This is a genomic window from Gilliamella apis, assembly GCF_030758615.1.
GTDB lineage: Bacteria > Pseudomonadota > Gammaproteobacteria > Enterobacterales > Orbaceae > Gilliamella > Gilliamella apis_A.
Window position 1 is genome coordinate 2,005,405 of record NZ_CP132381.1, and the last position, 25,678, is coordinate 2,031,082.

Annotated in this window: 19 protein-coding genes and 2 pseudogenes; 10 read left to right on the forward strand and 11 right to left on the reverse strand. The window is 33.6% G+C overall.

Annotated elements, in window-relative coordinates; genetic code table 11:
* Positions 1-61: 61 nt before the first annotated feature.
* Complete coding sequence (locus RAM17_RS09220) at positions 62-2,032, forward strand: 3-hydroxybutyrate oligomer hydrolase family protein (protein WP_306239959.1); 1,971 nt, start codon at positions 62-64, stop codon at positions 2,030-2,032.
* 156 nt (positions 2,033-2,188) lie between these two features.
* Here RAM17_RS09220 and RAM17_RS09225 read toward each other — a convergent pair whose 3' ends face one another.
* From RAM17_RS09225 to rlmF, 3 genes are all read right to left on the reverse strand, one after another.
* Positions 2,189-2,764, reverse strand: coding sequence for an acyl carrier protein phosphodiesterase (locus RAM17_RS09225; RefSeq protein WP_110447534.1), 576 nt, complete (start codon positions 2,762-2,764; stop codon positions 2,189-2,191).
* Between the two features lie 16 nt (positions 2,765-2,780).
* Positions 2,781-3,569 carry a siderophore-interacting protein gene (locus RAM17_RS09230; protein ID WP_181414642.1) on the reverse strand — a complete coding sequence of 263 codons (789 nt, stop codon included), beginning with the start codon at positions 3,567-3,569 and terminating at the stop codon, positions 2,781-2,783.
* A 406-nt stretch (positions 3,570-3,975) separates the two neighbouring features.
* Positions 3,976-4,935: a 23S rRNA (adenine(1618)-N(6))-methyltransferase RlmF gene (gene rlmF, locus RAM17_RS09235; RefSeq protein ID WP_110447532.1), complete on the reverse strand. Its 960-nt coding sequence runs from the start codon at positions 4,933-4,935 to the stop codon at positions 3,976-3,978.
* 202 nt (positions 4,936-5,137) lie between these two features.
* Here rlmF and RAM17_RS09240 point away from each other — a divergent pair, with 202 nt between their 5' ends.
* The 3 genes from RAM17_RS09240 (at position 5,138) to RAM17_RS09250 (ending at position 9,110) form a co-directional block, all read left to right on the forward strand.
* Positions 5,138-6,556: a sodium:proton antiporter gene (locus tag RAM17_RS09240; protein WP_110447531.1), complete on the forward strand. Its 1,419-nt coding sequence runs from the start codon at positions 5,138-5,140 to the stop codon at positions 6,554-6,556.
* Between the two features lie 872 nt (positions 6,557-7,428).
* Positions 7,429-8,247 carry an HTH-type transcriptional activator RhaS gene (rhaS, locus tag RAM17_RS09245; protein ID WP_110447530.1) on the forward strand — a complete coding sequence of 273 codons (819 nt, stop codon included), beginning with the start codon at positions 7,429-7,431 and terminating at the stop codon, positions 8,245-8,247.
* Between the two features lie 17 nt (positions 8,248-8,264).
* Positions 8,265-9,110: a helix-turn-helix domain-containing protein gene (locus RAM17_RS09250; RefSeq protein ID WP_110447529.1), complete on the forward strand. Its 846-nt coding sequence runs from the start codon at positions 8,265-8,267 to the stop codon at positions 9,108-9,110.
* Between the two features lie 70 nt (positions 9,111-9,180).
* On the opposite strand, the gene rhaM is transcribed toward RAM17_RS09250, so the two are convergent.
* The 6 genes from rhaM to rhaB all read right to left on the reverse strand — a co-directional run bounded on the left by rhaM (position 9,181) and on the right by rhaB (position 15,309).
* Positions 9,181-9,495 carry an L-rhamnose mutarotase gene (gene rhaM, locus RAM17_RS09255; protein WP_110447528.1) on the reverse strand — a complete coding sequence of 105 codons (315 nt, stop codon included), beginning with the start codon at positions 9,493-9,495 and terminating at the stop codon, positions 9,181-9,183.
* A 68-nt stretch (positions 9,496-9,563) separates the two neighbouring features.
* Positions 9,564-10,718, reverse strand: a complete 1,155-nt coding sequence (gene fucO, locus RAM17_RS09260) for a lactaldehyde reductase (protein ID WP_110447527.1) — start codon at positions 10,716-10,718, stop codon at positions 9,564-9,566.
* 16 nt (positions 10,719-10,734) lie between these two features.
* Entirely contained in the window at positions 10,735-11,769 is a 1,035-nt protein-coding gene (rhaT, locus tag RAM17_RS09265; protein ID WP_110447526.1) for an L-rhamnose/proton symporter RhaT, read from the reverse strand.
* A 31-nt stretch (positions 11,770-11,800) separates the two neighbouring features.
* A complete protein-coding gene (gene rhaD, locus RAM17_RS09270; RefSeq protein WP_110447525.1) occupies positions 11,801-12,625 on the reverse strand; it encodes a rhamnulose-1-phosphate aldolase in 825 nt (274 codons plus the stop codon).
* A 10-nt stretch (positions 12,626-12,635) separates the two neighbouring features.
* Positions 12,636-13,889 carry an L-rhamnose isomerase gene (locus RAM17_RS09275; protein ID WP_306239966.1) on the reverse strand — a complete coding sequence of 418 codons (1,254 nt, stop codon included), beginning with the start codon at positions 13,887-13,889 and terminating at the stop codon, positions 12,636-12,638.
* A gap of 10 nt (positions 13,890-13,899) precedes the next feature.
* Positions 13,900-15,309, reverse strand: a complete 1,410-nt coding sequence (rhaB, locus tag RAM17_RS09280; protein ID WP_372339528.1) for a rhamnulokinase — start codon at positions 15,307-15,309, stop codon at positions 13,900-13,902.
* 225 nt (positions 15,310-15,534) lie between these two features.
* On the opposite strand from rhaB, the pseudogene asd reads away from it, so the two are divergent.
* A pseudogene (asd, locus tag RAM17_RS12590) lies at positions 15,535-16,384 on the forward strand (archaetidylserine decarboxylase).
* Between the two features lie 138 nt (positions 16,385-16,522).
* Positions 16,523-19,006, forward strand: a pseudogene (gene mscM / locus RAM17_RS09295) (miniconductance mechanosensitive channel MscM); the annotation flags it as partial.
* Here the strand turns inward: mscM and RAM17_RS09300 are convergent.
* The gene (locus RAM17_RS09300; protein WP_065651821.1) at positions 19,003-19,533 is read right to left on the reverse strand and encodes a DedA family protein; all 531 of its coding nucleotides are present in this window, start codon (positions 19,531-19,533) and stop codon (positions 19,003-19,005) included. The pseudogene mscM and the gene RAM17_RS09300 sit on opposite strands and share 4 nt — an antisense overlap.
* 198 nt (positions 19,534-19,731) lie before the next feature.
* Here RAM17_RS09300 and fdhD point away from each other — a divergent pair, with 198 nt between their 5' ends.
* From fdhD to RAM17_RS09320, 4 genes are all read left to right on the forward strand, one after another.
* Positions 19,732-20,544 carry a formate dehydrogenase accessory sulfurtransferase FdhD gene (gene fdhD, locus RAM17_RS09305; protein WP_110447520.1) on the forward strand — a complete coding sequence of 271 codons (813 nt, stop codon included), beginning with the start codon at positions 19,732-19,734 and terminating at the stop codon, positions 20,542-20,544.
* A 385-nt stretch (positions 20,545-20,929) separates the two neighbouring features.
* On the forward strand, positions 20,930-21,748 hold the full coding sequence (locus RAM17_RS09310) for a purine-nucleoside phosphorylase (RefSeq protein ID WP_306239975.1): 819 nt from the start codon (positions 20,930-20,932) through the stop codon (positions 21,746-21,748).
* A 75-nt stretch (positions 21,749-21,823) separates the two neighbouring features.
* Positions 21,824-23,062 carry a nucleoside permease gene (locus tag RAM17_RS09315; RefSeq protein ID WP_110447519.1) on the forward strand — a complete coding sequence of 413 codons (1,239 nt, stop codon included), beginning with the start codon at positions 21,824-21,826 and terminating at the stop codon, positions 23,060-23,062.
* A gap of 175 nt (positions 23,063-23,237) precedes the next feature.
* On the forward strand, positions 23,238-24,137 hold the full coding sequence (locus RAM17_RS09320; RefSeq protein ID WP_110447518.1) for an EamA family transporter: 900 nt from the start codon (positions 23,238-23,240) through the stop codon (positions 24,135-24,137).
* 61 nt (positions 24,138-24,198) lie between these two features.
* Here the strand turns inward: RAM17_RS09320 and dsdC are convergent, their stop codons facing one another.
* Positions 24,199-25,140, reverse strand: coding sequence for a DNA-binding transcriptional regulator DsdC (gene dsdC / locus RAM17_RS09325; RefSeq protein ID WP_110447517.1), 942 nt, complete (start codon positions 25,138-25,140; stop codon positions 24,199-24,201).
* Between the last annotated feature and the right edge of the window lie 538 nt (positions 25,141-25,678).

The following is a 25,678-nucleotide window of genomic DNA, read 5'->3' on the forward strand; positions in this document are numbered from 1 at the left end:
TATATAATTATCATCCATGATATGGAAAACTAAGTTAATTAAAAAATGGGAAGTTAGTGTAATGACTTTGATAATCAAAAATATAAAAACTTTAACATCATTACTATTTTTACCAATACTTGCAATTCCAAATATTGGCTATACTGATCAAAATAATCCCTACAATCCAAAACCACAATGGATTACTATTCACAGTTCAAACTACTATGATGGAGATAGCGACGATCTAGTTACAGCCGGCATTGGTTTTACACCTTTATCATCAATGATACAAAAATTCAAATTTGCTGATCCTGATAATCCAACAACTCGTGAGCTCCGTCAAGCCAAATTAAATCGCTTTATTGATACAAAAACCGGTGAAGGTCAATTATTTGGCTTTAGACAACAAAACTTGTCACCATTGTTCGATGGAAAAATAGCCGGCACCGAAATTTTAGCGACAATTAAAGAAGGAAATGTCGGTGTACTATTACACATTCCGGTTGATTTTGATAAGAAAAAACCATGTATTGTTGCCATTCCAGCTAGCAATTATGACGGTTTATATAACGCCAAAGATATACAAATTCGCGGGCTTTGGGGATTAAAACACAATTGTGCAGTAGTTTATAACGATAAAGGATTGGGCAATGGTATTTATGATATTAGTAGTCAACAAGGCTTTACTATAGAAGGAAAAATTGCAAAAGATAATCTATTATTTAATCCTAAGATCAAAAATAGAGAAAATTTTATAAAAAATTACCCCAATAGATATGCTGTTAAACAGTTACACTCAAAACAGAACCCTGAACATAATTGGGGCAAATATGTTTTACAGTCAATTGAATTTGCACTTTATGAAATCAATGATAGATTTTCAGCCACAAATACTCGAAACTTTACCAGCTATAATACATTGATATTGATCTATGGTGCCGAGGATGGTGCTAGTGCAGCCTTGAATGCCGGTGAATTAGATAAGATCGGAACCATTAATGGTATTGTTGCGGTTAATCCACAAATACAACCCAATCCAGAGATTGCCTCACTTACTATCCAAGAAGGAACTAGTGTAAGAAGTTTCAAATATAATTCAATCCCTGATTATGCTACTACAGCTGCGCTTTACATTCCTTGTGCCATCCCAGCAATTGAGCCCAATAAAGCAGACAGTTATGTTCCTTATGCGTCAAAATATTTTTATTCGCAAAATCGCTGTGATGCACTAAAAAAAGCTAATTTATTAACTAAAGGTACCCCTAAAGAAGCTCTAGAAAAGTTACATAGTTATGGTTGGCGTCCAGAGATGGAAATCCAGTTACCTTATTTTTATACTGAAGAATCAATTGCTTTTCCGTATCAATATATTAGTTCATATGGTCGCTTTGATGTTACAGAAAACATGTGTGATTATTCTGTTGCCAGTACGCAACAAGATCCACTTTATAATTTTGGTGAAGTAATGCCATTAAAAGAAGTAAAATTCTCTGAAATCTGGTCACTATCTAATGGTCATTTACCTGTTTGGGCCAATAAAGATGTTACCGCAATCGATCTTGTCGCAAATAAGGATATCGATTCACCAAGAAGAGAGTGGTTCTCAAGCTCTGAAATTAAAAATCAGATAGATTATGGTACTAAAGGGGCTATTTGTTTACGAGAGAAAATAACCGAGAAACGAGTTAATGATGGACTAAAACAAGTACAAGCAACCGGAAATTTAAATAAAATTAAAACATTTATTGTACATGGCCAAAATAATGTCAAACAGTTAATAAATCATACATCTCGCCCGTATGTTGCTTTAAATAGCGGAGTAGAAGGAAAAGAATCGCAACTACGTTATATCGAAGTTGAAAATGCTAGTTATCTCGACGGAAAATCACCATTTGATAACACACTATTAGCTATTGACTATTACGGTGAAGATGCCATCGAATGGTTATGGGCCAATCTAACTAACAATACTACATTACCTGAAAGTCAGGTAATTCGTACTAAGCCAAGAGGTGGCAGCATTAGCCAAGCTTCCGCAAGCAACACTTGAAAATTTGGTACCAATAGCCCAAAAACCGGATAGCAGTAACTTGATTATGATTGAAGATAGAAAAATCAGTTTACCTAAATAAAACTATTCAATTCTTTAATGGTTATCGAATGAATTTATGTAGTTAAATTATTCGATAACTATTATCTTATAAGCTTATACCGATTTTATACCTGAACATATTTTCGGATATAAATCAAAAAAATGTGATTCTAATGCACTATAGTTTTGTTTAATATCAATAATGGTTTCTTGCAATAAATAAAGTTTTGGTCTTCGCTGAGCCATACCTTTTAATACTTTCGCAATAAAATCTATTGAAGCGTAATTTTCTAACCATGATTCTTGCCACATCGCATTCATAAAATGTTGATAATCTGTAGGATAATTAGTGATATAAGGTTGGATATACCTTTTAGTCATAATATTAAATGATGATAAAGTTTGACTTGAACCAAAATCATGCCAATACTTTGATAAAAAATGATCCCAAACAATATCAAGCGTTATTGGAGCAACACGTTGATGACTATTTCGAAATAACAATTTTGCTTGTTTAACAGTAGGAAAACTATCAGTAAAACTATCAATTTTTCTATGCAACATAATACCATCAGCTATCTCAGTTGGAAATTGCTGATAAGGATCACCTTTTACAAAATCAGCAACAGTATTGCCAATTAGCGAGCTATTGGCAATTGTTGCTAAATGTAAATGCGCAAGTATATTCACAACTTTCTACCAACAATCAATCACGATGTTTAAATTCTCCTTCCGCAAATCCCTCTCGCCAATAACTGGTAATCTGAATAGCATTAGGTTCTAAATTGGGATATTTATCTTTGATTGAATGACGTAATTGTTGTGCCAATGATCTTTCCATTCCCCCCCAAAACAATATATTATCTTGATCACTAAAATTGATGTTCATCACCGCGTCAACTAATTGATTAGGAGCATTTAAATCCTTAACAAACCATTGAACTTTTACATTTTTATTGATTGGTAGGTCAACAATATCCGTTTTGTGATTAACTTCAATAAAAGCTAATGCTGTTTGAGAACTAGGCAAATTTTCAAGCGTATAACAGATACTCGGTACTGCAGAAATATCGCCCATCAAAACTAAAAATTGATTATCAAATTCTAATTTACCAGCAGTACCTACAATACCAACTTGATCACCTATTTTGGCCTTTTGAGCCCAAACCGTCGCTAATCCTTGAGAATGAATAGCAAAATCAATTATTAGTTGATTAGTGGATTCATCATAACCACGAATACTGTAACTACGTGCTAACTGGCGAATTCGATCACTGACCATGATTTTATTATTTTCATCTAATTGCGGAAAAGTAATTTCACCAGTCAAAGGATCTGCAAAGAGTAATTTTAAATGAGGACAAATCCAACGCGGATTGACCATCAATGGTTTATCACAGCTAAAATGCAAACGTAAAAAACTACGGGATAACTGTTCAACTTTGATAACTGTTAATAGCGCATTAATAATTGCTTTTCTTGGTTTCTCTTGCATGTGATGATCCTTATATTGCTGATATAACAGAAACATCATACAACAAAAAATAGATTAGATTAGGATATTTTTTAAATAAGAAAATAATCAAAATAATTAATATCGTTTATTGTCAGAATTAAGGAAGTAAAGTTAAAGATTAAATATGATTAATAGATTAGATAATACAGATCATTAAACTAATTTTCGTTAATCTAAACAGAGTTCAAAAACCAGAATCACTAAATAAGAATAATACTGCTAAAACTCAAAATTATTATATCGGCCTTCAGTGAGATAAATATCATATAGAACTTAATATTCTCAAAAAATATCTAATACTATTAATTTTGACTATGGAAGTGTAAGTTAATTTATAGTTAATTAACGATATCGTTATTAAGCTATTACATAAAAACCCCTTTCCTCAAAATTTTTTGATCTGCTTTTGTCGTTGTTCTCGATCAAAAAACGTCCACGCAACAAAACGGCTTATTTTTTGACCTTGAGCCATAGGAATAATTTTGTATTCAGTTACAGATGATTTTTTTAACTGTTTTTTTATGTTTGTCAGTGATTCTTTTTTCGAAACCAACGAAGTAAACCATAGGCATTGTGTTTTATAGTTAACACTTTCGGCAATTATTTTGGTTATAAATGCACTTTCTCCTCCTTTGCACCAAAGTTCAGCATGTTGTCCACCAAAATTAAGTATAACTTGATCTTTTTCTGAACTTAATTTACCCAATTTTTGTAGTTTTGTATAAGCACTCGCTTGAGCCTGTTGCTTTGAATTATGAAAAGGAGGATTGCATAAAGTTGCCAAGTAAAATTCTTTCGGTTTAATGATATTTTCAAAAATAGCATCACTGTTGGGTTGTAAACGACATTGTAGGCTATTTTTTAATAATTCATTAGATTTTGCTATTAACGACGCAACCTTGAATGATGTTGGATTGATATCACTGCCAACAAATGACCAACCATACTCAGCACAGCCAATAATCGGATAAATGGCATTTGCACCAACCCCAATATCTAAAATGCTAATTCTCTTACCCTTAGGGATATTATTCTGATTATCTTGAGCTAATAAATCAGCCAAATAGTGGATATAATCTGCTCGACCTGGTATTGGAGGGCATAGGTAATCGTCTGGAATATCCCAATAAGAGAGTTGATAATAGTGCAATAAAAGTGCTTTATTTAGCATCTTCACGGCAATAGGATTAGAAAAATCAATCGTTACCCAGCCATATTGGTTAGGTTTAACAAAATTAGATAATGCTGGTAAAGTTTTAATAAGTAAATCAAATGGGTAGCCATTAATATGCTTATTACGATGATGTAAAACATCTTTGTTAATTGTTGGCGATGTTGTCTGCATGAATAATCCAATATGAAAAATTGCCGGCCATTATAGCCTTTTTACACAAATATGCGAAAATAGCCAAAGCTTTTAGATAGTAAAAACCCCTTTCCTCAAATTTTTTATTACTGTTAAACTAAAATTTATTTAAGCGTAACTAATTCGAAAATTAACTGTGGATTTGTTATAATCTGCCACTTTTAATTCACATAATAACGCAATGAAACGTCTATCCAAATTATCAATAATACCATTTATTAGTTTAATGCTAATCTCTTTTCAACTGCATGCAAGCGAGTTTAATGGGCAGGAGTTATCGTTATTTTGGGCTATCCCATTTGTTGGAATTTTGCTTTCTATCGCATTATGCCCATTATTTCTAGCACGGCTGTGGCATCATCATTATGGCAAAATTGTTCTGGTTTGGTCGTTACTATTTCTAGGCTCTGCGTTATTTTCTTTTGGTTTATCTACCACAATTCAATTAACAGCTCATGCCATTATTGAAGAGTATATCCCCTTTATATTATTACTTTTGGCATTGTTCACTGTTTCTGGTGGTATTCTTATCAAAAGTGATAAAATAAGTACGCCAAAATCAAATGTTATTTTATTAGCCATTGGTGTGGTATTAGCTTCAATTATGGGAACAACTGGCGCAGCTATGTTAATGATTCGGCCAATACTGCGAGCTAATCGGCAACGACACCATTCAGTCCACACAGTAATTTTCTTTATCTTTTTAGTCGCCAATATTGGTGGTGGTTTGACGCCGTTAGGTGATCCACCATTATTTATTGGTTTTTTAAAAGGAGTGGATTTTTTCTGGACTGTTAAACAAATGTTATTGCCAGTTATTTTGACATCCGGTTTATTACTCATTATTTATTATTTTATCGATAGATATTATTATTGTAAGCAATATGGCAATATTACTCTTTCCCATAGTTCAGAAGCAGTTAAATTATACGGTCTAAAAAATATCGGCTTGCTAATGGCGATAATTGCTAGTGTGCTTTTATCTGGCATTTGGCATCCAGCGATAAACTTCACGCTATTAGGATCGCAAATTGAATTAGAAAATCTAGTTCGTGATGGCCTTTTTATTGCTATAACGATTCTTTCAATACTGATCACGCCAAAGCAAGTACGAGCTGGCAATGAATTTAATTGGGATCCAATCAAAGAAGTTGCCAAATTGTTTATTGGTATCTTTATTACTATAGTGCCCGTTCTGGCAATTTTGCGTGCCGGCAATGACGGTGCTTTGAGTTCTGTAGTATCATTGGTCACCAGTGAACAAGCCACACCAATAAACAGTATGTATTTTTGGTTATCGGGATCATTGTCAGGATTTTTAGATAATGCACCAACTTATCTGGTGTTTTTTAATTTAGCTTCGGGTAATGCAACTACATTAATGACCACTTATGCAGACACACTATTGGCAATTTCAATGGGTTCTGTATTTATGGGCGCATTAAGTTACATTGGTAATGCACCTAACTTTATGGTTAAAAGTATTGCCACACAACATAAAATTAATATGCCAAGCTTTTTTGGCTATATGAAATGGTCAATAGGGATTTTAATTCCAATATTTATTATTGATAATTTGGTATTTTTTGTATTGTGTTAGCTAAAATAAGATGAATATAAAATTCTTTAATTGAGGCTGTAATTAAGCAATACTGTATCGGTAAACTTTTTCAGAAGTGAAGTGATGTACTAAATGAAAATTCCTGATAGCCAACCAACGGTTGAATCATTATGGTTAACTATTTGGCGTATCCTATAACTTTGGTCGCATTTTCTCCCAGTGGTAAAATGTTCCATTGTTCGTTATGAATAATTAAGATAAATTTCAATTGCAACATCAATGAATTTGTGTAGGTAACTATGATAGGCTAACATTCAACCGCTCTTTCTGTTGGCTTCCCTTAAGTGTTGCACAAGTGATATTTTTCTCTTTTATTATCTTTGCTATCATCGCTCTATAAACTATAACTAAAAAAATGAGCACCTCCATAATAAGTCAGACTAACTGGAGTAGTTTTTTAGTTCACGGTTAATTATTTTTTTGAATTTTGAAAGAAACAGATATACCTGAAAGTTTTGATGATAATTAAAAATGCTCTGCTATTTTGTATAAAAAACACCCTCACCAAGTCAGAAAAATAATTAATATCACCATATATATTTTTTATTTTTACTATAAATCAATTTATAGCAAACAATAAATATCATAACTAACGTTATCGAAACAAATAAAAATTTTAGAATTTTTATTCTATAAAAAAACTTCAACTGCTTGGTATTCAATCGCGTTCTGATGAACTTTTAAACGGAAAAATTTTAAAAATGTGAAGCTTCGCACATTTTTAATAAAAAGTCCTGCATAGCTATAATTTATAGCCAAAATATTATGTTAGCTGTCCAAATATTAAAGGTGAGATTTCGATTTACTTTTTAGAATGTGGTTGTAAGTTTTAAAAAGAAGTGAGGTTCAGAATGATTGAAATGTTACTTGATAAAGATTTTTTCTCGTCTAGCGATCAAAATATCGCCATTGAGCCTCGAACACCACAACCCGTCTATCCTGAACATACCCATAATTTCAATGAGATCGTTATTGTAACTAGTGGATACGGTAAACACATATTGAATGGGCGACTTTTTGATTTGTATCCAGGCATGATGTTTTATATTAAGGCTTCCGACTGTCATTTGTACGAGAGCGTTCATGATTTGCATTTGACCAATATTTTGTTTAGAGATCCTAAAAATTTTCATTTTATCAATGGAATAAATCAATTAATTCCAAATCCTGATCCAATTCAATCGCATTACTTTTTTGATAAAAAATCTTATGAAAATATTCAATCGATTATTAAGCAATTAACGCCAAATCAATCAAATGCTATTCAGGAGAGTTTATTTTTACAATTACTTTTGATTTTTAATAATAATCTTTATGTTAATCAGGGTTCTGGTTCCTATGATAATCGCGTTAAACAACTTCTACGTTGGTTACAAATCAATTTTAAGGAGCAAATTAATTGGGCACAATTAACTGAGCAATTTTCATTATCATTACGCTCTTTTCATCGACATATAAAGAATGAAATTGGTATCACACCACAAAAATATCTAATAAAACTACGGTTGGCTAATGCTTACACACAGTTAATTTACAGCAATAAATCCATCACAACTATTGCACAAGAATGTGGTTTTAATGATAGTGCTTATTTTTCAACCTGTTTTAAACAAGAATTTACGTTTTCGCCACAAACATTACGTAATAATCCAGATAAACGTTATCATTAATCAATCAGGAACAGTCTATGGAAAAATGTTTACGTTTATATAAACAAGACTATTTTATTTCGGAGATAAATACTGTTACTGTCGAAAGACGTGATCATCAACAACCCTTTCCTTTGCATAACCACGATTTTAATGAAATTGTGATTGTCTGTTCTGGTAATGGGCTACATCATTGGAATGAATATGTTTATCCGATTACCAGTGGTGATATTTTATATATTAATCCGAAAGATGTGCATGGCTATGAATCTGTTAATGACCTTAGATTGGATAATATTTTATATTTGAGAGAATCACTATTTTTATCATCCACTATTGAGTCTTATTTACCTAAAGTGACTGCTAGACATAATGAACGGTCTTGGCGTATTCAACCTTCATCCCTTAAACTTTTATCACCACTTATTGAACAGTTAGATGTTGAGTCTAAGAAAAACAATTTAGCCTCCGTTCATTTATCTGAGGCTCTTTTTTTGCAGTTGGTTATTTTGTTAGACCGGATTAAACAAGTTCCTACGGTAGCTCTACCTACTGCTACTCATCAATTGGATTTATTGTTCACTGCTCTTCATAACAGTATAGCAACCCCATTTAATATTGATGTTTTTTGCAAAGACAATCATATCGCAAGCCGTTCACTTAGTCGCTTATTTAAAAGTCAAACAGGGATGACTATTACTGGCTACTTACAAAAAAGACGTCTATGTGATGCAATGTCTTTACTTAGAACTACTGATTATTCGATTAGTATGATTGCGGCAGAATGTGGTTATGATGATAGTAACTATTTTTCATCTGTGTTTAAAAAGCTGACCAATCAGACTCCTTCCGAATATCGAGCCCTATTTAACGATAAGAAGTGATAATTGAGTGTGTAGAAATGATTATATTTTTAGTTTCCTCTCTTTGATGTGTATTAAAGAGAGGAATATTTTATAATAAATAAAAAACTTCAGTTAATGATTCACTAATCGGGCTATTATCAGAATTGCTTGGCATGATATCTTTCATAAATGCCCACCATTTTTGACAAGCAGCTGTTTTAGCTACAGCATCCCAACGTTCCTCAGATTCAATTTCGACATAGGCAAAAAGTAAATTTCTTTTGCTGTCTAAAAAGATTGAGTAATTGTGAGCTCCATGTGATTTAAGTTCTTTCACTAAGTCAGGAAATATTTCATCATGCCGCTTCTTATACTCTGCATGTTTATCAGGATGAACCTGCATAATACTCGCTTTTCTTATCATAATAATTCCTTTTTACTTGAAATAGGTTAACTTTATGTTTAACCTATTTCACTTTCATTGTGTCATTTTTATTGGTAAATAGAATGATATAATTGCTCAATTTCTCTTACGTTAGTATCGCGAGGATTACCTCCGGTACAAACATCATCAAAAGCAGCTTGGGCTAGCGCAGGAATATCATTTAATTTTACACCGATCTCTTTTAATGTTGCAGGAATACCGACATCAATGTTAAGTTGTTTAACTGCATTAACAGCAGCTTTTCTCACTTGTTCGATTGTCATGTTTTCCGTTAAAGCGACTCCCATTGCTTTGGCGATATCGCGATATTTCTCACCAGTAAATTCAGCATTGTAAGCCATTATATGAGGTAAAAGGACGGCATTAGCCACACCATGAGGCGTACCATAAAAAGCTCCTAATGGATGTGCCATTCCATGAACTAATCCTAAGCCCACATTTGAAAAACCCATTCCAGCAATATATTGTCCTAATGCCATGTCTTCACTACCTTTAGCGATCCCGCTTACCGAGTCACGTAATGAGCGAGAAATAACTTCAATCGCTTTCAAGTGGAACATGTCTGATAATTCCCACGCCCCTTTAGTTATATAACCTTCAATCGCGTGAGTTAAGGCATCAACACCAGTTGCTGCTTTTAAACTAGCAGGCATACTTGTCATCATATCTGAATCAATAATTGCAACAGCCGGAATATCGTGTGGATCAACACAGACAAATTTGCGTTTATTTTCTTCATCTGTGATTACGTAATTAATGGTCACTTCAGCAGCTGTACCTGCTGTCGTAGGAATTGCGATCGTAGGTACTGCTGTTTTTTTAGTTGGCGCAACGCCTTCAAGACTACGAACATCCGCAAATTCTGGATTATTGATGATAATACCGATAGCTTTTGCGGTATCTTGGGGGGACCCCCCACCAATCGCAATCAAATAATCTGCACCAGATTGTTTGAAAACTTCAACCCCTTTTTGAACAATACTAATGGTTGGATTTGGCATAACTTCATCAAATACTTGATAAGAAAAACCATTGTTATCTAGTAATTGTGTTACTTTAGTTGCTACTTTGAATTTGATTAGATCTTTATCCGTAACTACTAACGCTTTTTTAAAACCACGTTTTTTAACTTCATCTACGATTTGACTGATTGAGCCTGCACCAAAATAAGATGTTTCATTTAAAATCATTCTATAAGCCATAATGTTTTCCTTTTAATTAACTAGTCATTCCTAAACCAACAATATTGGCAGCAACAATGATTACTAAACAACCAATACAAAGAATACGTACTGGTTTTTTACCGGTACCAAACCACTCTTTTAGTGCTAAACCAACAATCCCACCACAAAGTACATAGAAACTCATATGTAACATCCAACTCATAAAGCCATATTCTGTTGGAATATTTGCATGCCCCCAAGCATAGAAGAAGAATTGGAGATACCACATTGCACCACCTAAGATAGCAAAAAGAATATTGCTAATTAATAAGGCTTTGGCAACAGAGATATCCTTTTTGAAGGATAAGTCTTTTTTAACGCAGAGTCGACATATACAGAAACCGAGATTAATAATTGCCCCCCCACCCATGATAATGACATAACTTGGAAGTGCCACGTATAAATGATCCACACCAAGCTCAGCCGCTTTTTCATGCATAGGTACTGCAGCGCTCATAGCAAATGACATACCAGCCGAGAAAATACCACACATGATGGCAAGAAGAAGGCCTTTCTTTAAGTTAAAATCTTCAACTTGTACACCTAAGGTTTTTTCTTTCAATAAGCCGGCGTAAGTTACTATAGCAACCCCAATAACAGCAACGACTACGCCTAATAATGTCATTTTACCGCCAGTCGAGGCCAATAATTCACCAAATTTACCTTGTAATATTGGAGTCATTAGAGTGCCGACGATTAAGGTTATCCCAATAGCGATACCTATTCCCATCGACATACCTAAATAACGCATTGTTAAGCCATAACCAATGTTACCGACTCCCCACATTGCGCCGAATAAGAAGACCGGAATTAATATGTCTGAACCAAACGAACCATAGTAAGCCCAAAAATCTGGTAATAAAAAATAACTTATTGTCCATGGTAATATAATCCAAGAAAATAACCCTGCGATTGACCACATGGTTTCCCATGACCAGTTTTTTACTTTTTTAAGTGGTGCGTAAAAACAAGCAGCAGAAGCAGCACCAACAAAGTGCCAGAATATGCCTAAAATAATTGAACTACCCATATCCTTATCCTTATATTTTTATTAGCAATTTTTACTGTTTTATAGCATCTTCCAATGGAGTGACACCAAAACGCTCAGCTAACAATTTAAACTCTTCCGAAGTGATAGTTTGACGTTTGCCTCCCATTGATAACACTTTGACTAAAACTTCTGCCGATTTTTCAGCTGTATCAATTAAGCCAAAAGCTTCATCTAAGGTTGGACCTGTTCCAAATACACCGTGAAAAGCCCATAAAACTAAACTATGTTTTGCCATCTGTTTTGCAGTGGCATAACCAATCTCATCTTTACCCGGAACCATCCAAGGCACCACACCAACACCATCAGGAAATACAACTAAACATTCAGTGCTCATTTCCCACAGCCATCTGGTAATTACCGCAGTATCAAGCTCTAGGACATATGTTAAAGCAATTAAATTAGTTGCATGACAGTGCATGATGACTCTATCTTTTCCTTGGCTTTGCTCAATTCTTACAATATGAGATTGAAGATGAGCAGCTAGTTCAGAAGTTGGTAAACCACCATTTATCAATCCCCACATGATGTAATAACCTTTGCCCTGTTCATCGATTTTAACAATAGCTAACGTGTCAGCAGGATCTAATATGACATTGCGGAAATACTTACCAGATCCAGTGACAATAAAGTACTGGTTAGCAAGTTTAGTGACATCTTGCGTCAAAGATACATGACGTGGTTTTTCATAAAAATCATTTTGAAAAGAGATCACATCACTTTCAAGTAACCTTAAACTGACATTACCACCATTACGCTCATCCCAGCCTTTTAGCCACATATCATAAGTGGCTTTGATCATTCCTTTTACAAACCAAGAAGAAAGAATCTGTTGCATTTTATGTTCCTTATGATCGTTTAGTTAAGACAGTTGTTTCATATTGACGAACCTCATCTAGCCATTGACCACCAACTGGAACTTCATTTAATAAACAGTACTGATCCCAAACTGCTTGCCAAGGTAATGATTTTTGTTCTTCTAGTAATGCGAGTCGTGAGGTAAAATCACGATCATGTTCATATTTTTTTAATCTTTCTGTTGGTTCTAATAATGCTTTCAATAAGCATTTTTTCATATTACGAGTACCAATTACCCATGCTGCAATACGGTTAATAGAAGCGTCAAAGAAATCTAGACCAATATGCACACGGTCAAATAGTTTGTTTCGGATGATTTCACTTGCAATATTTTGCGTTTCATCATCGAAAAGTACCACGTGATCACTATCCCAACGTACAGGGCGGCTAACATGAAGTAATAGATGTTCAACAAATGGCATAACGGCAGAAATTTTGTCGGAAATCACTTCCGTTGGATGGAAATGCCCAGCGTCTAAACATAATGCAGTTTTACGTGATGTCGCATAAGCTAAATAAAATTCATTTGAACCAGCGGTATAAGATTCGAGACCAATACCAAACAATTTACTTTCAACCGCATCAATATGATATTTTGGGTCAATTTTTTCACGAATAATTTCATCCAATGATTCAACTAAATGTTGTCTAGGACTAAATTTGTCGACAGTAATATCTTTCATACCATCAGGTAGCCAGATATTCATAACAGAAGGTGTACCTAATTCTTTACCAAAATATTCTGATACTTTACGACATGCTTTGCCGTGTTCTATCCAAAATTGACGAATTTCTGGATTAACATGGGTTAAAGTGCCTTCATTACTTAAAGGATGTGAAAAATAAGTTGGATTAAAATCTAAACCGATTTGATGTTTTTTAGCCCATTTGACCCAATTGGCAAAGTGTTCCGGTTTAACTTCATTACGATCGACTTTTTGATCTGATTCTAAATAAGAAGCATGTAGATTTAGTCGTTTAGGGCCTGGTATAAGGCTAAAGGCTTTATCTAAATCTGCTCTTAATTCATCAGCTGTACGAGCCTTACCTGAATAATTACCAGTTGCTTGAATACCACCAGTTAATTCACCTTCTTGCTTTTCAAAACCACCAACATCATCTCCTTGCCAGCAATGAACTGAAATCGGTAATTTTGCCATTGCTGCTATTGCAGCATCTGTATCTACCCCAATTTCAGCAAATCTTGCTTTAGCGATCTGATAAGCATTTTCAATTGTGTTCATGTAGCACTCCTTAATTAATATAAAAATTTTCAATAAAATTTGGCTGATAAAATTTAGTGTCAAAATTCTGTGAAATTAACTGTCTTAATGCATCAATATCCGCAATTTCACCTAATGAAATTAACTGATAGCCAATATTTCCTAATGCCGAAGATTCAATAGGCCCAGCGGTGACATTAACATTGCATAAGTCAGCACATAACTGGTTTAAAAAAGCATTTTGACAACCTCCACCGACAATGTGTAATGTCTTAATAGGATTACCACTCAGTGTCGATAATTCGTGTAATACATCTCGATATAAATGAGCTAGGCTGTCAAAAATACATCTGACTAATTGAGCGAGGTTTTTAGGCGTTTGACCACTGTTTTCTAAACAAACCTGTTTAATGGTTTCTGTCATGGAGTCCGGATTTAAAAACCGTGGATCATTGGGATTTATAAGAAACGTAAAGGGTTGTTCTTGTTTTGCCGATGCGATTAATTCAATAATATCTTTAACGTTATTTTCAGCACAAACCCGTTGAAATAACCATAATCCCATGATGTTTTTTAATACTCGATAATTACCATCTACACCACCTTCATTGGTAATATTGGCTTTTAATGCTTGTTTGCTTATCAGTGGTTGTTTTGATTCTAATCCCATTAATGACCAAGTACCCGAACATAAATAAGCACTATGTAAATTGATGATTGGTGCAGCAATAACCGCACTAGCAGTATCATGACTTGCGACTGCAATTACAGGGATATGATCACCCTTGGCACTTTTCCAATATCCAACTTGATTTCCAGGCTTACTGATATCACCAAACCATTTGCGTGGTATACCAAGATAATCAAGTAAATCTTTATCCCAATCTTGAGTCGTCACATTGACAAGTTGTGTGGTGGTTGCATTGGTATATTCTCGATTTAATACACCGGTTAATCGGTAAATCAGATAATCAGGAATCATGACAAAATCAGTTACTCGTGATAACCATTCTGGTGATTCAAGCATCATTGCCCTAAGTTGATAAAGTGTGTTAAAGGTTAAAAACTGAATTCCCGTTTTTTGATAAATATTTTCTAGACCAATGTCATCTTGTACTTTTGACATAATGTTGTCAGTACGATGATCTCGATAAGAGTAAGTAGGGCCGACAATTTGACCTTGTTTATCAAGCAACACATAATCAACCCCCCATGTATCAATACCGATACTATCGAGTTTGATATCTTGTTGGATAATTTTGTTTAATCCGGTTATGATTTCTTGTTCTAAGTACGTCAAATCCCAACAAAAATTTTTACCATCACTTTTATATCCATTACTAAATCGATGTATCTCAGTTAGTGTTAATTTTCCTGTTTGAGATCGATAACTCGACAACATGACTCTGCCACTTGATGCGCCTAGATCAATTGCAGCAATATATCTATTTGCCATTATAACTACCCTCACTTTTACTAATGAAGACAGTCTAGTGAACTATTTTTATTTACACTTTTAATCGATGGCCATTGTTAAATAAGTTTGGCAAAATTTTTAAAATGCTTGTGATCTGTACCACAAAATAAGAACAAAGGTGGTGTTTTTATACTTTCATAATAAATATTGATATAATGGTTCATTTAGTAAATAAATTGAGAGCTATTTATGTTAAATCAATTAAAAGCAATAATTCAGTATCTTTTACCTAAACAGTTATTAACAGTTATATTTGGTTGGTTAGCCAACAAACGTTTAGGAAAAGTCACAACATGGATGATTATTGGTTTTTGTAAGCTATACAAAATTGATCTAAGTGAAGCGAAGTTAACTGATGCTAAAGATTATCCAACATTTAACGATTTTTTTGCTCGTGAACTCAATGAAGATGCGAGACCTATTGATCCTGCGGCAAGTTCAATTGTCATGCCAGCAGATGGTGTAATTAGTCAATTCGGTAATATTCAAGATAATTTATTATTACAAGCTAAAGGCCATTTTTACTCATTAGAATCTTTACTTGCTTGTCATCCGGATATGATAAAGTTTTTTAAAAATGGCTCTTTTGCTACCACTTATTTATCACCTAAAAACTATCATCGTTTTCATATGCCTTGTGATGGTATATTACGTGAAATGATTTATGTTCCAGGCTTCTCTGTTTTCAGTTAACAAAGCAACAACTGAAACCATTCCAAATATTTTTGCCCGAAATGAACGAGTAATTTGTTTATTTGAAACCGAATTTGGACCAATGGCTCAAATTATGGTAGGCGCGACTATCGTTGGTAGTATTGAATTAAATTGGGCTGGTATAATTACACCACCTCGTGATGGAGTGATGAAACGTTGGACTTATGCTGGTGAAGTTAAATTAGCAAAAGGCCAAGATATGGGATGCTTTAAATTAGGCTCAACCGTTATCACCTTATTTGCCTCCAACGCTGTTGAATTTGATAGCCATCTAAAACATGGTGATATTACCCGAGTAGGTCAAAAACTAGCAGAAAGGATCTAATCTATGTTGATGCGTGGTTTTTTGTGTTGGATATTACTTGCTATTTCATGCTTTGCTGTAGCTGAAGAATCAATACCTGTTATTGATAATGAAGATCAACTTGCAGAAGTGATCACTAAACTTGATGAAAAAAATGAAGATCTTCGTCAGAATATGGAGTACCAAAAATCACATTTAACCAGCATCATTAATGAACAAAATAATATTAATACCCAAATTTCACATGTTCAAAATACCCTTGCCACGCTTGCTGAACAAGGCGAATGGTTAAGTTTTTCAACCGCCCTAGGTGAAACTTTGCGCCAACAACTATTACGATTACCAGAAAAACCTAAGTCACAACCACTTGATGCAGAAATCGCTGAGGCGAAAGTACAACAACTTAATTATTCAAATAGCTTAAATGGCTTAGAAAATTATCCAACACTAAGCGTTGCTTTAAGTAATCTTAAATCAGCCAGTCAATATCGACGATTGTTACGCGAACAAAGTGAACTACTTAAAACATTAATTTCAGGAACTGATACCACGATTCTTGAATTAACTAAATTAAAAATTTCCAATAATCAATTAACCAATGCTATCGATGAAGTTAATGATGCCGCTCATCGTTACTTCTTTTGGGTTGCGGATGTTAACCCTATTTCACTTAGTTTTCCTTTAGACTTAGCCAAAGATGTGGTGTATATCACCGTTTCAATCGATACACTATCACAACTCTACAATGCTTGTTTAGAAGTGCTTAGTGCCCCAAAACCACTATTTTTTTTAGTATTATCGATAATGTTTGTATATGTGCATTTTAAAATGCGAGGCAAATACAACACATTCTTAAATAAATCAGCTACTCGAGTCGGCAAAGTCACTCAAGATAATTATTCTTTAACTTTAAAAGTCATTATTTTTTCATTGATAATGGCATTACCTGTACCTATTTTGTGGGCAGCATTGGGTTATGCGCTACAAATTAATTGGGATTACCCTGTCGCAGTTGCTTTAGGTTATGGTGTCAATGCCGCTGCGCCTATTTTGTGGGTATTCATCATTACGGCACACTTTGCATCTCCAAATGGATTATTTATTACTCACTTTGGTTGGGCAAAACAAAATGTTCGTCACGCAATGAAATACTATCAACTATCTGTTTGGGTCGTGATTCCATTAGTTGTCGTTGTGATGAGTTTTGATCAGTTTAGTAATCGCCAATTTGCTGCAACTATCGGTCGTATAGCATTTATTATCCTCTGTTTTGCTTTAGTATTTATGACTAACTCAATTCATCGAGCTGGCGTTCCTCTTTATATTGATAAGAAAGGTTCGGGTGATAACGTATTAAGTCATATTTTGTGGTTTATGCTATTAAGTGCACCATGGCTAGCTATTATTGCTGCTTGTTTAGGTTATTTATCGACGGCAGAAGTTTTATTAGGCAGATTAGAAGCCTCAGTCATAATCTGGTTTGGCTTGTTAGTTATCTATTTTATGATTCGCCGTTGGATGTGGATACAAAAACGTCGTATTGAATTCGAACGGACTAAACAACGCCGATTAGAGCGTATGCAACGCGCCAAAGGCATCGAAGAAGATATAAACTCAATCAATGATAGTGTTGATGAACCTATTATCGATTTAGATGCGATTAGTGCCCAATCATTACAATTAGTCAGATCAATTATTATGCTTATAGCATTAATCAGTATGATCTTACTTTGGTCGGAACTTCATTCGGCTTTTGCCTTTATGAATAATATAAAGCTTTGGGGTACAAGTACCATTATCAATGGTACTGAGATTGAACAACATATCACGCTTGGTGCGGTATGTATCGCTATTTTAGTCATGACCATTACTGTTCAATTGGTTAAAAATTTACCCGCATTACTTGAGTTAGGCATTTTACAACATTTAGATTTAGCGCCGGGTACTGGATATGCGATTACAACGGTATCGAAGTACATTATTTTGATGATAGGTTGTATGATTGCTTTTTCATTCATTGGTATAGATTGGGCAAAAATTCAGTGGTTAATTGCAGCACTAGGTGTTGGTCTAGGGTTTGGTCTGCAAGAGATCTTTGCTAATTTTATTTCCGGTTTAATTATTTTGTTTGAAAAACCAGTGCGGATTGGTGATACCGTTACGATTCGAGATTTAACTGGTAATATCACTAAAATTAGTACACGAGCTATTACAATTGTCGATTGGGATCGTAAAGAAATTGTCATGCCTAATAAGGCGTTTATCACAGAACAATTAGTCAACTGGTCCTTATCCGATTCAATAACTCGTATAGTATTAACCATACCAGCAACCATTGATGCAGATAGTGAACTGGTTATGAAACTTTTACAACAAGCTTGTGAAGAGTGTGAATTTGTACTTAACGATCCAGAACCACAAGTCTTTTTAGTTGATATTCAAGAAGGAATTCAACTGTTTGAATTACGCGTATTTGCGGCAGAAATGGGACATCGAATGAAACTACGCAGTGCCATACATAAACTCATTTTAGATGCTTATCGACGTCATAACTTGACCTTACCATTTCCACCACTACAAACGAACTTAGAAGCGCTTGGTCGTAAAAGTGGCCGCCGAAGTTACAGTATTGGCACAGTTTAGCCAAAAATTGTTTCTAACCATGGCACCCCAAAAGCTCCCGGTGCCAATAGGACAAATGCCCAAATAGGAGCAGAAGCCACATTGGCAATATTGAATTTTGTTGCTGGCATATGCATGGTGCCAGCAATCAAAGGAACGACTGCCCGCAAAGGACCAAAAAATCGTCCAATAAACACCCCAAATGTCCCATAACGCTGAAAAAACTGTTCAGCACGAAACACCATTTTCGGGTATTTATTCAATGGCCATGAGGCAATTACCTGTTGATGATAATGTTTACCTAACCAGTAAGAAATTAAATCGCCAATAATAGCTCCTAACGATGCCGCAACCAAAACTGGAACAAACGAAATCACTCCAGTTCCAATCAAAGCTCCGGCTCCTAATAAAATTGCTGTAGCAGGAACTAGTAAAGAAATGATAGCCAATGATTCACCAAATGCTAATAAAAAAATAATTGGCAGAGACCACACTTGATGAGTTTCAATAAACTGCATAATCGTATGCGTAATTTCATTTAATGACATAAAGTTGCCTCGCATAATCATTTTGGATAGGCTTTATTCTAACACAACAAATATATGATAATTCTAATGGGATTAACCATTGGTAGAATCTTACAAAATCAACTAACCTAAATATTGGCCTTTTTATTGATACTAAGCTAAGTTATTATATTTAAAATAATAGCTAGATTTAGTCATACAATTATTACGAGATAAACCATGACAGTGGGCATTAAAAACTTTAATGTAAATAAATTTAAACATGGTCAATTGCAACCATCAGAAGATGATACGGTAGCCACAGAAAAGCCAGTGGCACTAATTTATAATGGTATTTCTCATGTCGTCATGATGGCAACCCCAAAAGATCTCAATTATTTTGCTATTGGTTTTTCATTAACTGAAAAAATTATAGAATCAGTTAGTGAAATTTATAGCATTGATATTATTGAAACAGTACAAGGTATTGAAGTCCATATTGAACTATCGTCAAGACGGTTTATGCAATTAAAAGAAAAGCGTCGCAATTTAGCCGGTCGTACTGGTTGTGGTATTTGTGGCACAGAACAAATAGAGCAAGTTTGTCAATTTATTCCACCTCTTTTATCAAACGATAAAATCCGTTTATCTGATTTTCATCATGCCCTTGATTATCTAACGCAAGTTCAAACTGTTGGGGGACAAACCGGTTGTACGCATTCGGCTGTATGGTTGGATTTAACTGGTAATTTTATTGCTGGATTTGAAGATATCGGCAGACATGTTGCATTAGATAAATTGTTAGGTTATCGAGCAAAAATACAACAAGAAACTAAGCAAAACATACAAGGAATAATTCTTGTTTCAAGCCGAGCTAGTTATGAAATGGTACAAAAAACAGCTCGTTGTGGTGTAGAAATTCTATTTGCCGTATCAGCAGCAACGACAATGGCAATTGAACTAGCCAAACAAAGTAATTTAACTTTAGTTGGTTTTTTTAGAAACACCCAAGGAGTAATTTATACCGATAGTGAACGAATCACTGAGAAATAAGCTATCAATAATAAATTCAGACTAAACAATTATTTTACATAACCAATAAAATAATTAACCATTCAACTTATTGATTTTTTGATATAAAAATAAATTTAGTTCAATATATATTATTTCACATCTTTCTTTATTTATCGAAGATCATCATAATATACGCCGAAAATAAGAACAACTTTGTTTTTATTATATATTCTTTTTTAAAAGATTGTTCTAATTTTAATCAATTGTCAGTTATTGATATTATAAATAATTTTACATAACTGATTAATAATCATAATGATTTTCTTGAATTTAAAATTAAAGCATTAGTAAAAAAGTTTCTTAAATAATGATTTTTAATCGTGTTATCAATTAAGCGTATACTTAAATTTGAAAGGATAGAGTCATGCATCAAACAGCAGATATACAACAAGCAGTAAACTATATTCAACAACAAACAGATAAAAAACCTACAATTGGAATTATACTTGGATTTGGTTTAGGCCCTTTTGCCGATACTCTTGAAGATGCAGTACATATTCCTTATGACAATATCCCTCATTTTGCCAAATCTGCTGCTGTCGGTCATGCTAATGAATTAGTTATTGGTAACTGTGGCGATAAAACCATTGTTGCCATGAAAGGGCGTTTTCATTATTACGAAGGTTTTTCATTGGATCAAGTTACCTTCCCTGTTCGGGTAATGAAAATGCTTGGCGTAGAAAAACTTATCATTACCAATGCCTGTGGAGCGGTTAATACCAGCTTTAAACCGGGTGATTTAATGATAATTACAGATCACATTAACTTAACCGCTAATAACCCATTAATGGGGCCGAATAATCCTGAATTAGGTGTACGTTTTCTTGATGTAAGCGAAGTATATAATAAACAATTACGCGCAACAGTTAGCGAAGTTGCTAAAGAACTTAATATCACGTTACAACAAGGTGTTTATGCATGGTGGACTGGCCCGACTTATGAAACGCCAGCAGAAATTAGAATGATCAGAGTATTAGGTGCTGATGCTGTTGGTATGTCAACCGTACCAGAAGCAATTATTGCTCATCATTCAGGTATTAAAACCATCGGAATCTCATGTTTAACCAATATGGCTTGTGGCATTTTAGATCAACCTTTAGGTCATGAAGAAGTTATTGAAACCGCTGAACGAGTTAAATCAACTTTCTTACAATTGATTACTAAAACAATTGCTCGTTTTTAGTTTTTAATAAGTAATTCTAAAAAGTAATTTTTTATAATTTTATATTAGCAGTTCACTTTATTTTGGATATAAATAATGAACATAAAACATAGATTACAAGTCATGATGTTTTTCCAATATTTTATTTGGGGAAGCTGGTTAACGACTTTTGGTATTTATTTGATCAATACGTTGCATTTTTCTGGTTATGACGTTGGTTTGGTTTACAGTACTAAAGGCTTTGCTGCATTAATTATGCCGTTTATTATTGGTATTATTGCCGATAAATTTATTCCACCTAAATACTTATTTATGCTTTGTCATACTATTTGTGCTATTGCGTTATTTTATGCAGCCTCAGTAACAACACCAAATCAACTGTATTGGGTGATGCTGGTTAATGCAATGGCTTTTATGCCAACTATAGCATTATCTAATTCATTAAGTTATCACTGTTTAGATAAAAGTAATTTAGACACTGTTACGGTTTTCCCAAAAATCCGTGTTTTTGGAACGGTAGGTTTTATTATCGCAATGTGGACCATAAGTTTACTAAAATTCGATATAAGCAATGCTCAACTCTATATTGCTTGTGCGGCTTCCATTATTTTAGTTATCTATAGTGCGACATTACCCAATATTGAAATCACCAAAAACCAACAACAATCATGGATTTCACGTTTAGGTTTAGATGCATTTGTGTTATTTAAAAAACCAGTAATGTTGATATTTTTTCTGTTTTCGATGTTATTAGGTGCTATATTACAAATCACTAATACCTTTGGTGGTGCATTTTTAAAAGATTTTGGCAAAATTGCCGAATTTCAAGACAGCATAATTGTTCAACATCCAGCGATATTATTATCTGTTTCGCAAATGGCAGAAGTTGCTTTTATTTTGACTATTCCATATTTTCTTAATAAATTTGGCATAAAGAAAGTCATCATGATCAGCTTAATTGCCTGGACACTTAGATTTGGCTTCTTTGCCTTTGGTGATCCAACACCATTTGGTTTTGTATTATTGATGCTATCAATGATTGTATATGGTTGTGCATTTGACTTCTTTAATATCTCAGGATCCATCTTTATTGAAAAAGAAGTTAATGCTAATATACGTGCTAGTGCCCAAGGGTTATTTATGACCATGGTTAATGGTATCGGTGCTATTATAGGTTCATTTATTAGTGGTATTGTGGTTGATATCAATACACATGATGGATTAAAAGATTGGCACTCAATATGGTTAAGTTTTGCAGCTTATGCATTAGTTTTAGGTATAGTGTTTTATTTTACCTTTAACTATGACCAACATAAAACCGAATCTGCGAAGTAATAACTTATCAATATAAATAAGGGATAACTTATCCCTTATTTATCCTCTGTTTTTTTGAGTATTCCCATACCGTAAAAATAGTGACATAAAGCCACAGGATATTTCTTGTTGGTTATAATTTTTATGTGCCAATAATTGACGACACATATAGTTTTAAAAGTAATGAGATTTAGCTATGAAAGAAAAATTTTTAGGTGGTTTATTAGTTTTTTTAGGCGCTTGTAGCTTCGGCGTTCTCTCTTCTATTGTAAAGACCGCTTATAAATCAGGTTATACACTAGGCCAAGTGACTGGAGTTCAATGTTTCTTTGGTATGCTGATACTATGGGGGATCCATTTTATAGTAAAAGCCACCAATAAAAATAAAGTAACGAATAAACACAAAAAAAGCTCAACTAAAAAATGGCATATGTGTGCCGTTGGTATATTTCCAGGCTTAGTTGGGATTTGTTATTATCAATGCGTGCAATTGGTTCCTGCATCTATTGCTATTATTTTGCTTATGCAATATTTATGGATAAGTGTCATTATTGATTTTGTTATTTTTAAAAATAAACCAACGCCTATTCAGTTAGTAACAATCATTACAATTATCATTGGTAGTTGTTTAGCCGCAGGTATATTCAATCAAACCATTAAGTTGAATTTAACTGGATGTTTATTTGGTTTTTTAGCCGCATTAATGTATTCGCTATTTATTACCACTAGTAGCAATATTGGTAACGAATTACCAAAATTAGAAAAAAGTGCACTCATGATAACCGGAGCTTGTATTGTCACCTTTATTATTTTTCCACCACTATTTTTCTTTGAATTCAGTATTGGTGATAAAATTTACCAATTAGGTTTTTTACTGGCATTATTAGGAACTGTCTTACCACCTTTTTTATTCTCGGTAGGTATTCCAAAAATTGGCATTTCATTAAGTGCTATTCTATCAGCAGCAGAACTTCCCGTTGCAGTAACATGCTCTTATTTCTATTTGAGAGAATCGGTATATTTCAACCAATGGATTGGAGTGATCATTATTTTGTTGGCCATTGCCTTACCTAATTTAAAACACCTAAAAAAATAATAATCCTACAATGTATTAAGTGTAGTAATAGAATTACTGCACTTAATTGTCTGAATCATAATTATTCTTGTATATGGCTTTTAAGCCATTGCACAAAAACATCTATTTTAGGATTATATCTTTCATGTGATCGGCAAATATAATAACGCTGTGCACATGGTGCTTCCATATCTAAAAAAGGGGCAATCAGTTTCCCAGATTCTAGATATTTCTTGAGAGTCTGTTTTCTACCTATAGCAATACCAGCATTATTGATTGCTGCAGCAATAACATGGTCTGAACGATCGAATAGCAAATTTTGCATCTTAATAAAATCAAAAGATAACGAAAAGTAATTTGCCCATGTTTGCCATTCATCAAAACTAAAATCTAACATATCGCCTGTGTTATAATGTAATAAAGTACATTTTTTTAAATTTTCGATATTATTATATAGATTAAATTGCTTAGCATAATCAGGGGTACATACTGGAATAAGTGTTTCACTAATTAAATGTTCACAATCTAATTCATCATAATGCAAAGAATCATAATAGATTGCTAAATCAACTGGATATTGGTTAAAATTAATTGGGGTATTGCCTGATATCATATTCAAAATGATATAGGGGTAAGATTCCGTAAATTGCGATAACTTTGGAATTAAACATTCTTGAATAAAAGATGGGCAAGAATAGATAGTAATAGCACCGGTAACATCTTTATTTTTAATATCAACAATTTCTTGATTTAAAATACTTAATGACTTCTTAACCACTGCAAATAAATTTTTACCATCATTGGTCAAAGTTATCCTTCGATGAAATCGGTTAAATAATTTAAAATTCAGTTCTTCTTCCAGTTTGTTGATTTGATGACTTACAGCACTTGGACTAATACAGAGCTCTTCTGCGGCGGAAGCAAAAGATAAATGGCGAGCAGCAGACTCAAATGTATGTAACTTTGATAACTGATAACGGTTAATAAAACGGCTACTATTTGACACTTTATCTTCACTATTCATTTACAGTGATTCCAAAGAACACCATACAAGATCATCTTACTAATCTAATCTATTACCATTCAGAAAGCCACTGTTTTTTATCAGTTTTACGTAAAGATAATGTTGCAACAATTTAGCTCATGCAAAGTTAATAATAGATCATTTGTCAAATACTGGACAAAAAACATAAAAAATACTAGTATCTATTAGCATAAAAAAGTATAGTGTTATCAAAAATAGCAAAGAAAAGTAATCTATATTTTTTATAAGTTTTAGCATCTATAAAATAAAGTCTTTACCGTGGTTGATATATTTTGTTATTTAGTACATTTAGTAAAATGACACAAATGAAGTAATGTTATCTGTAGGTATTGAAAAGTTTATTGATGGTCTCAATATCACTATTGATATTCTCAATTAAGAATGATTAGCGTTGCTTTTAAAAGAATAAAAATAAGTTGTTTTCAAAAAATATTTTTAGTAGCGTAATAACATAAAAATTAAGTCCGATATGATAACTTAATAAAGTCTATCCTTTTTTAGTAAACATTTTCCAGAA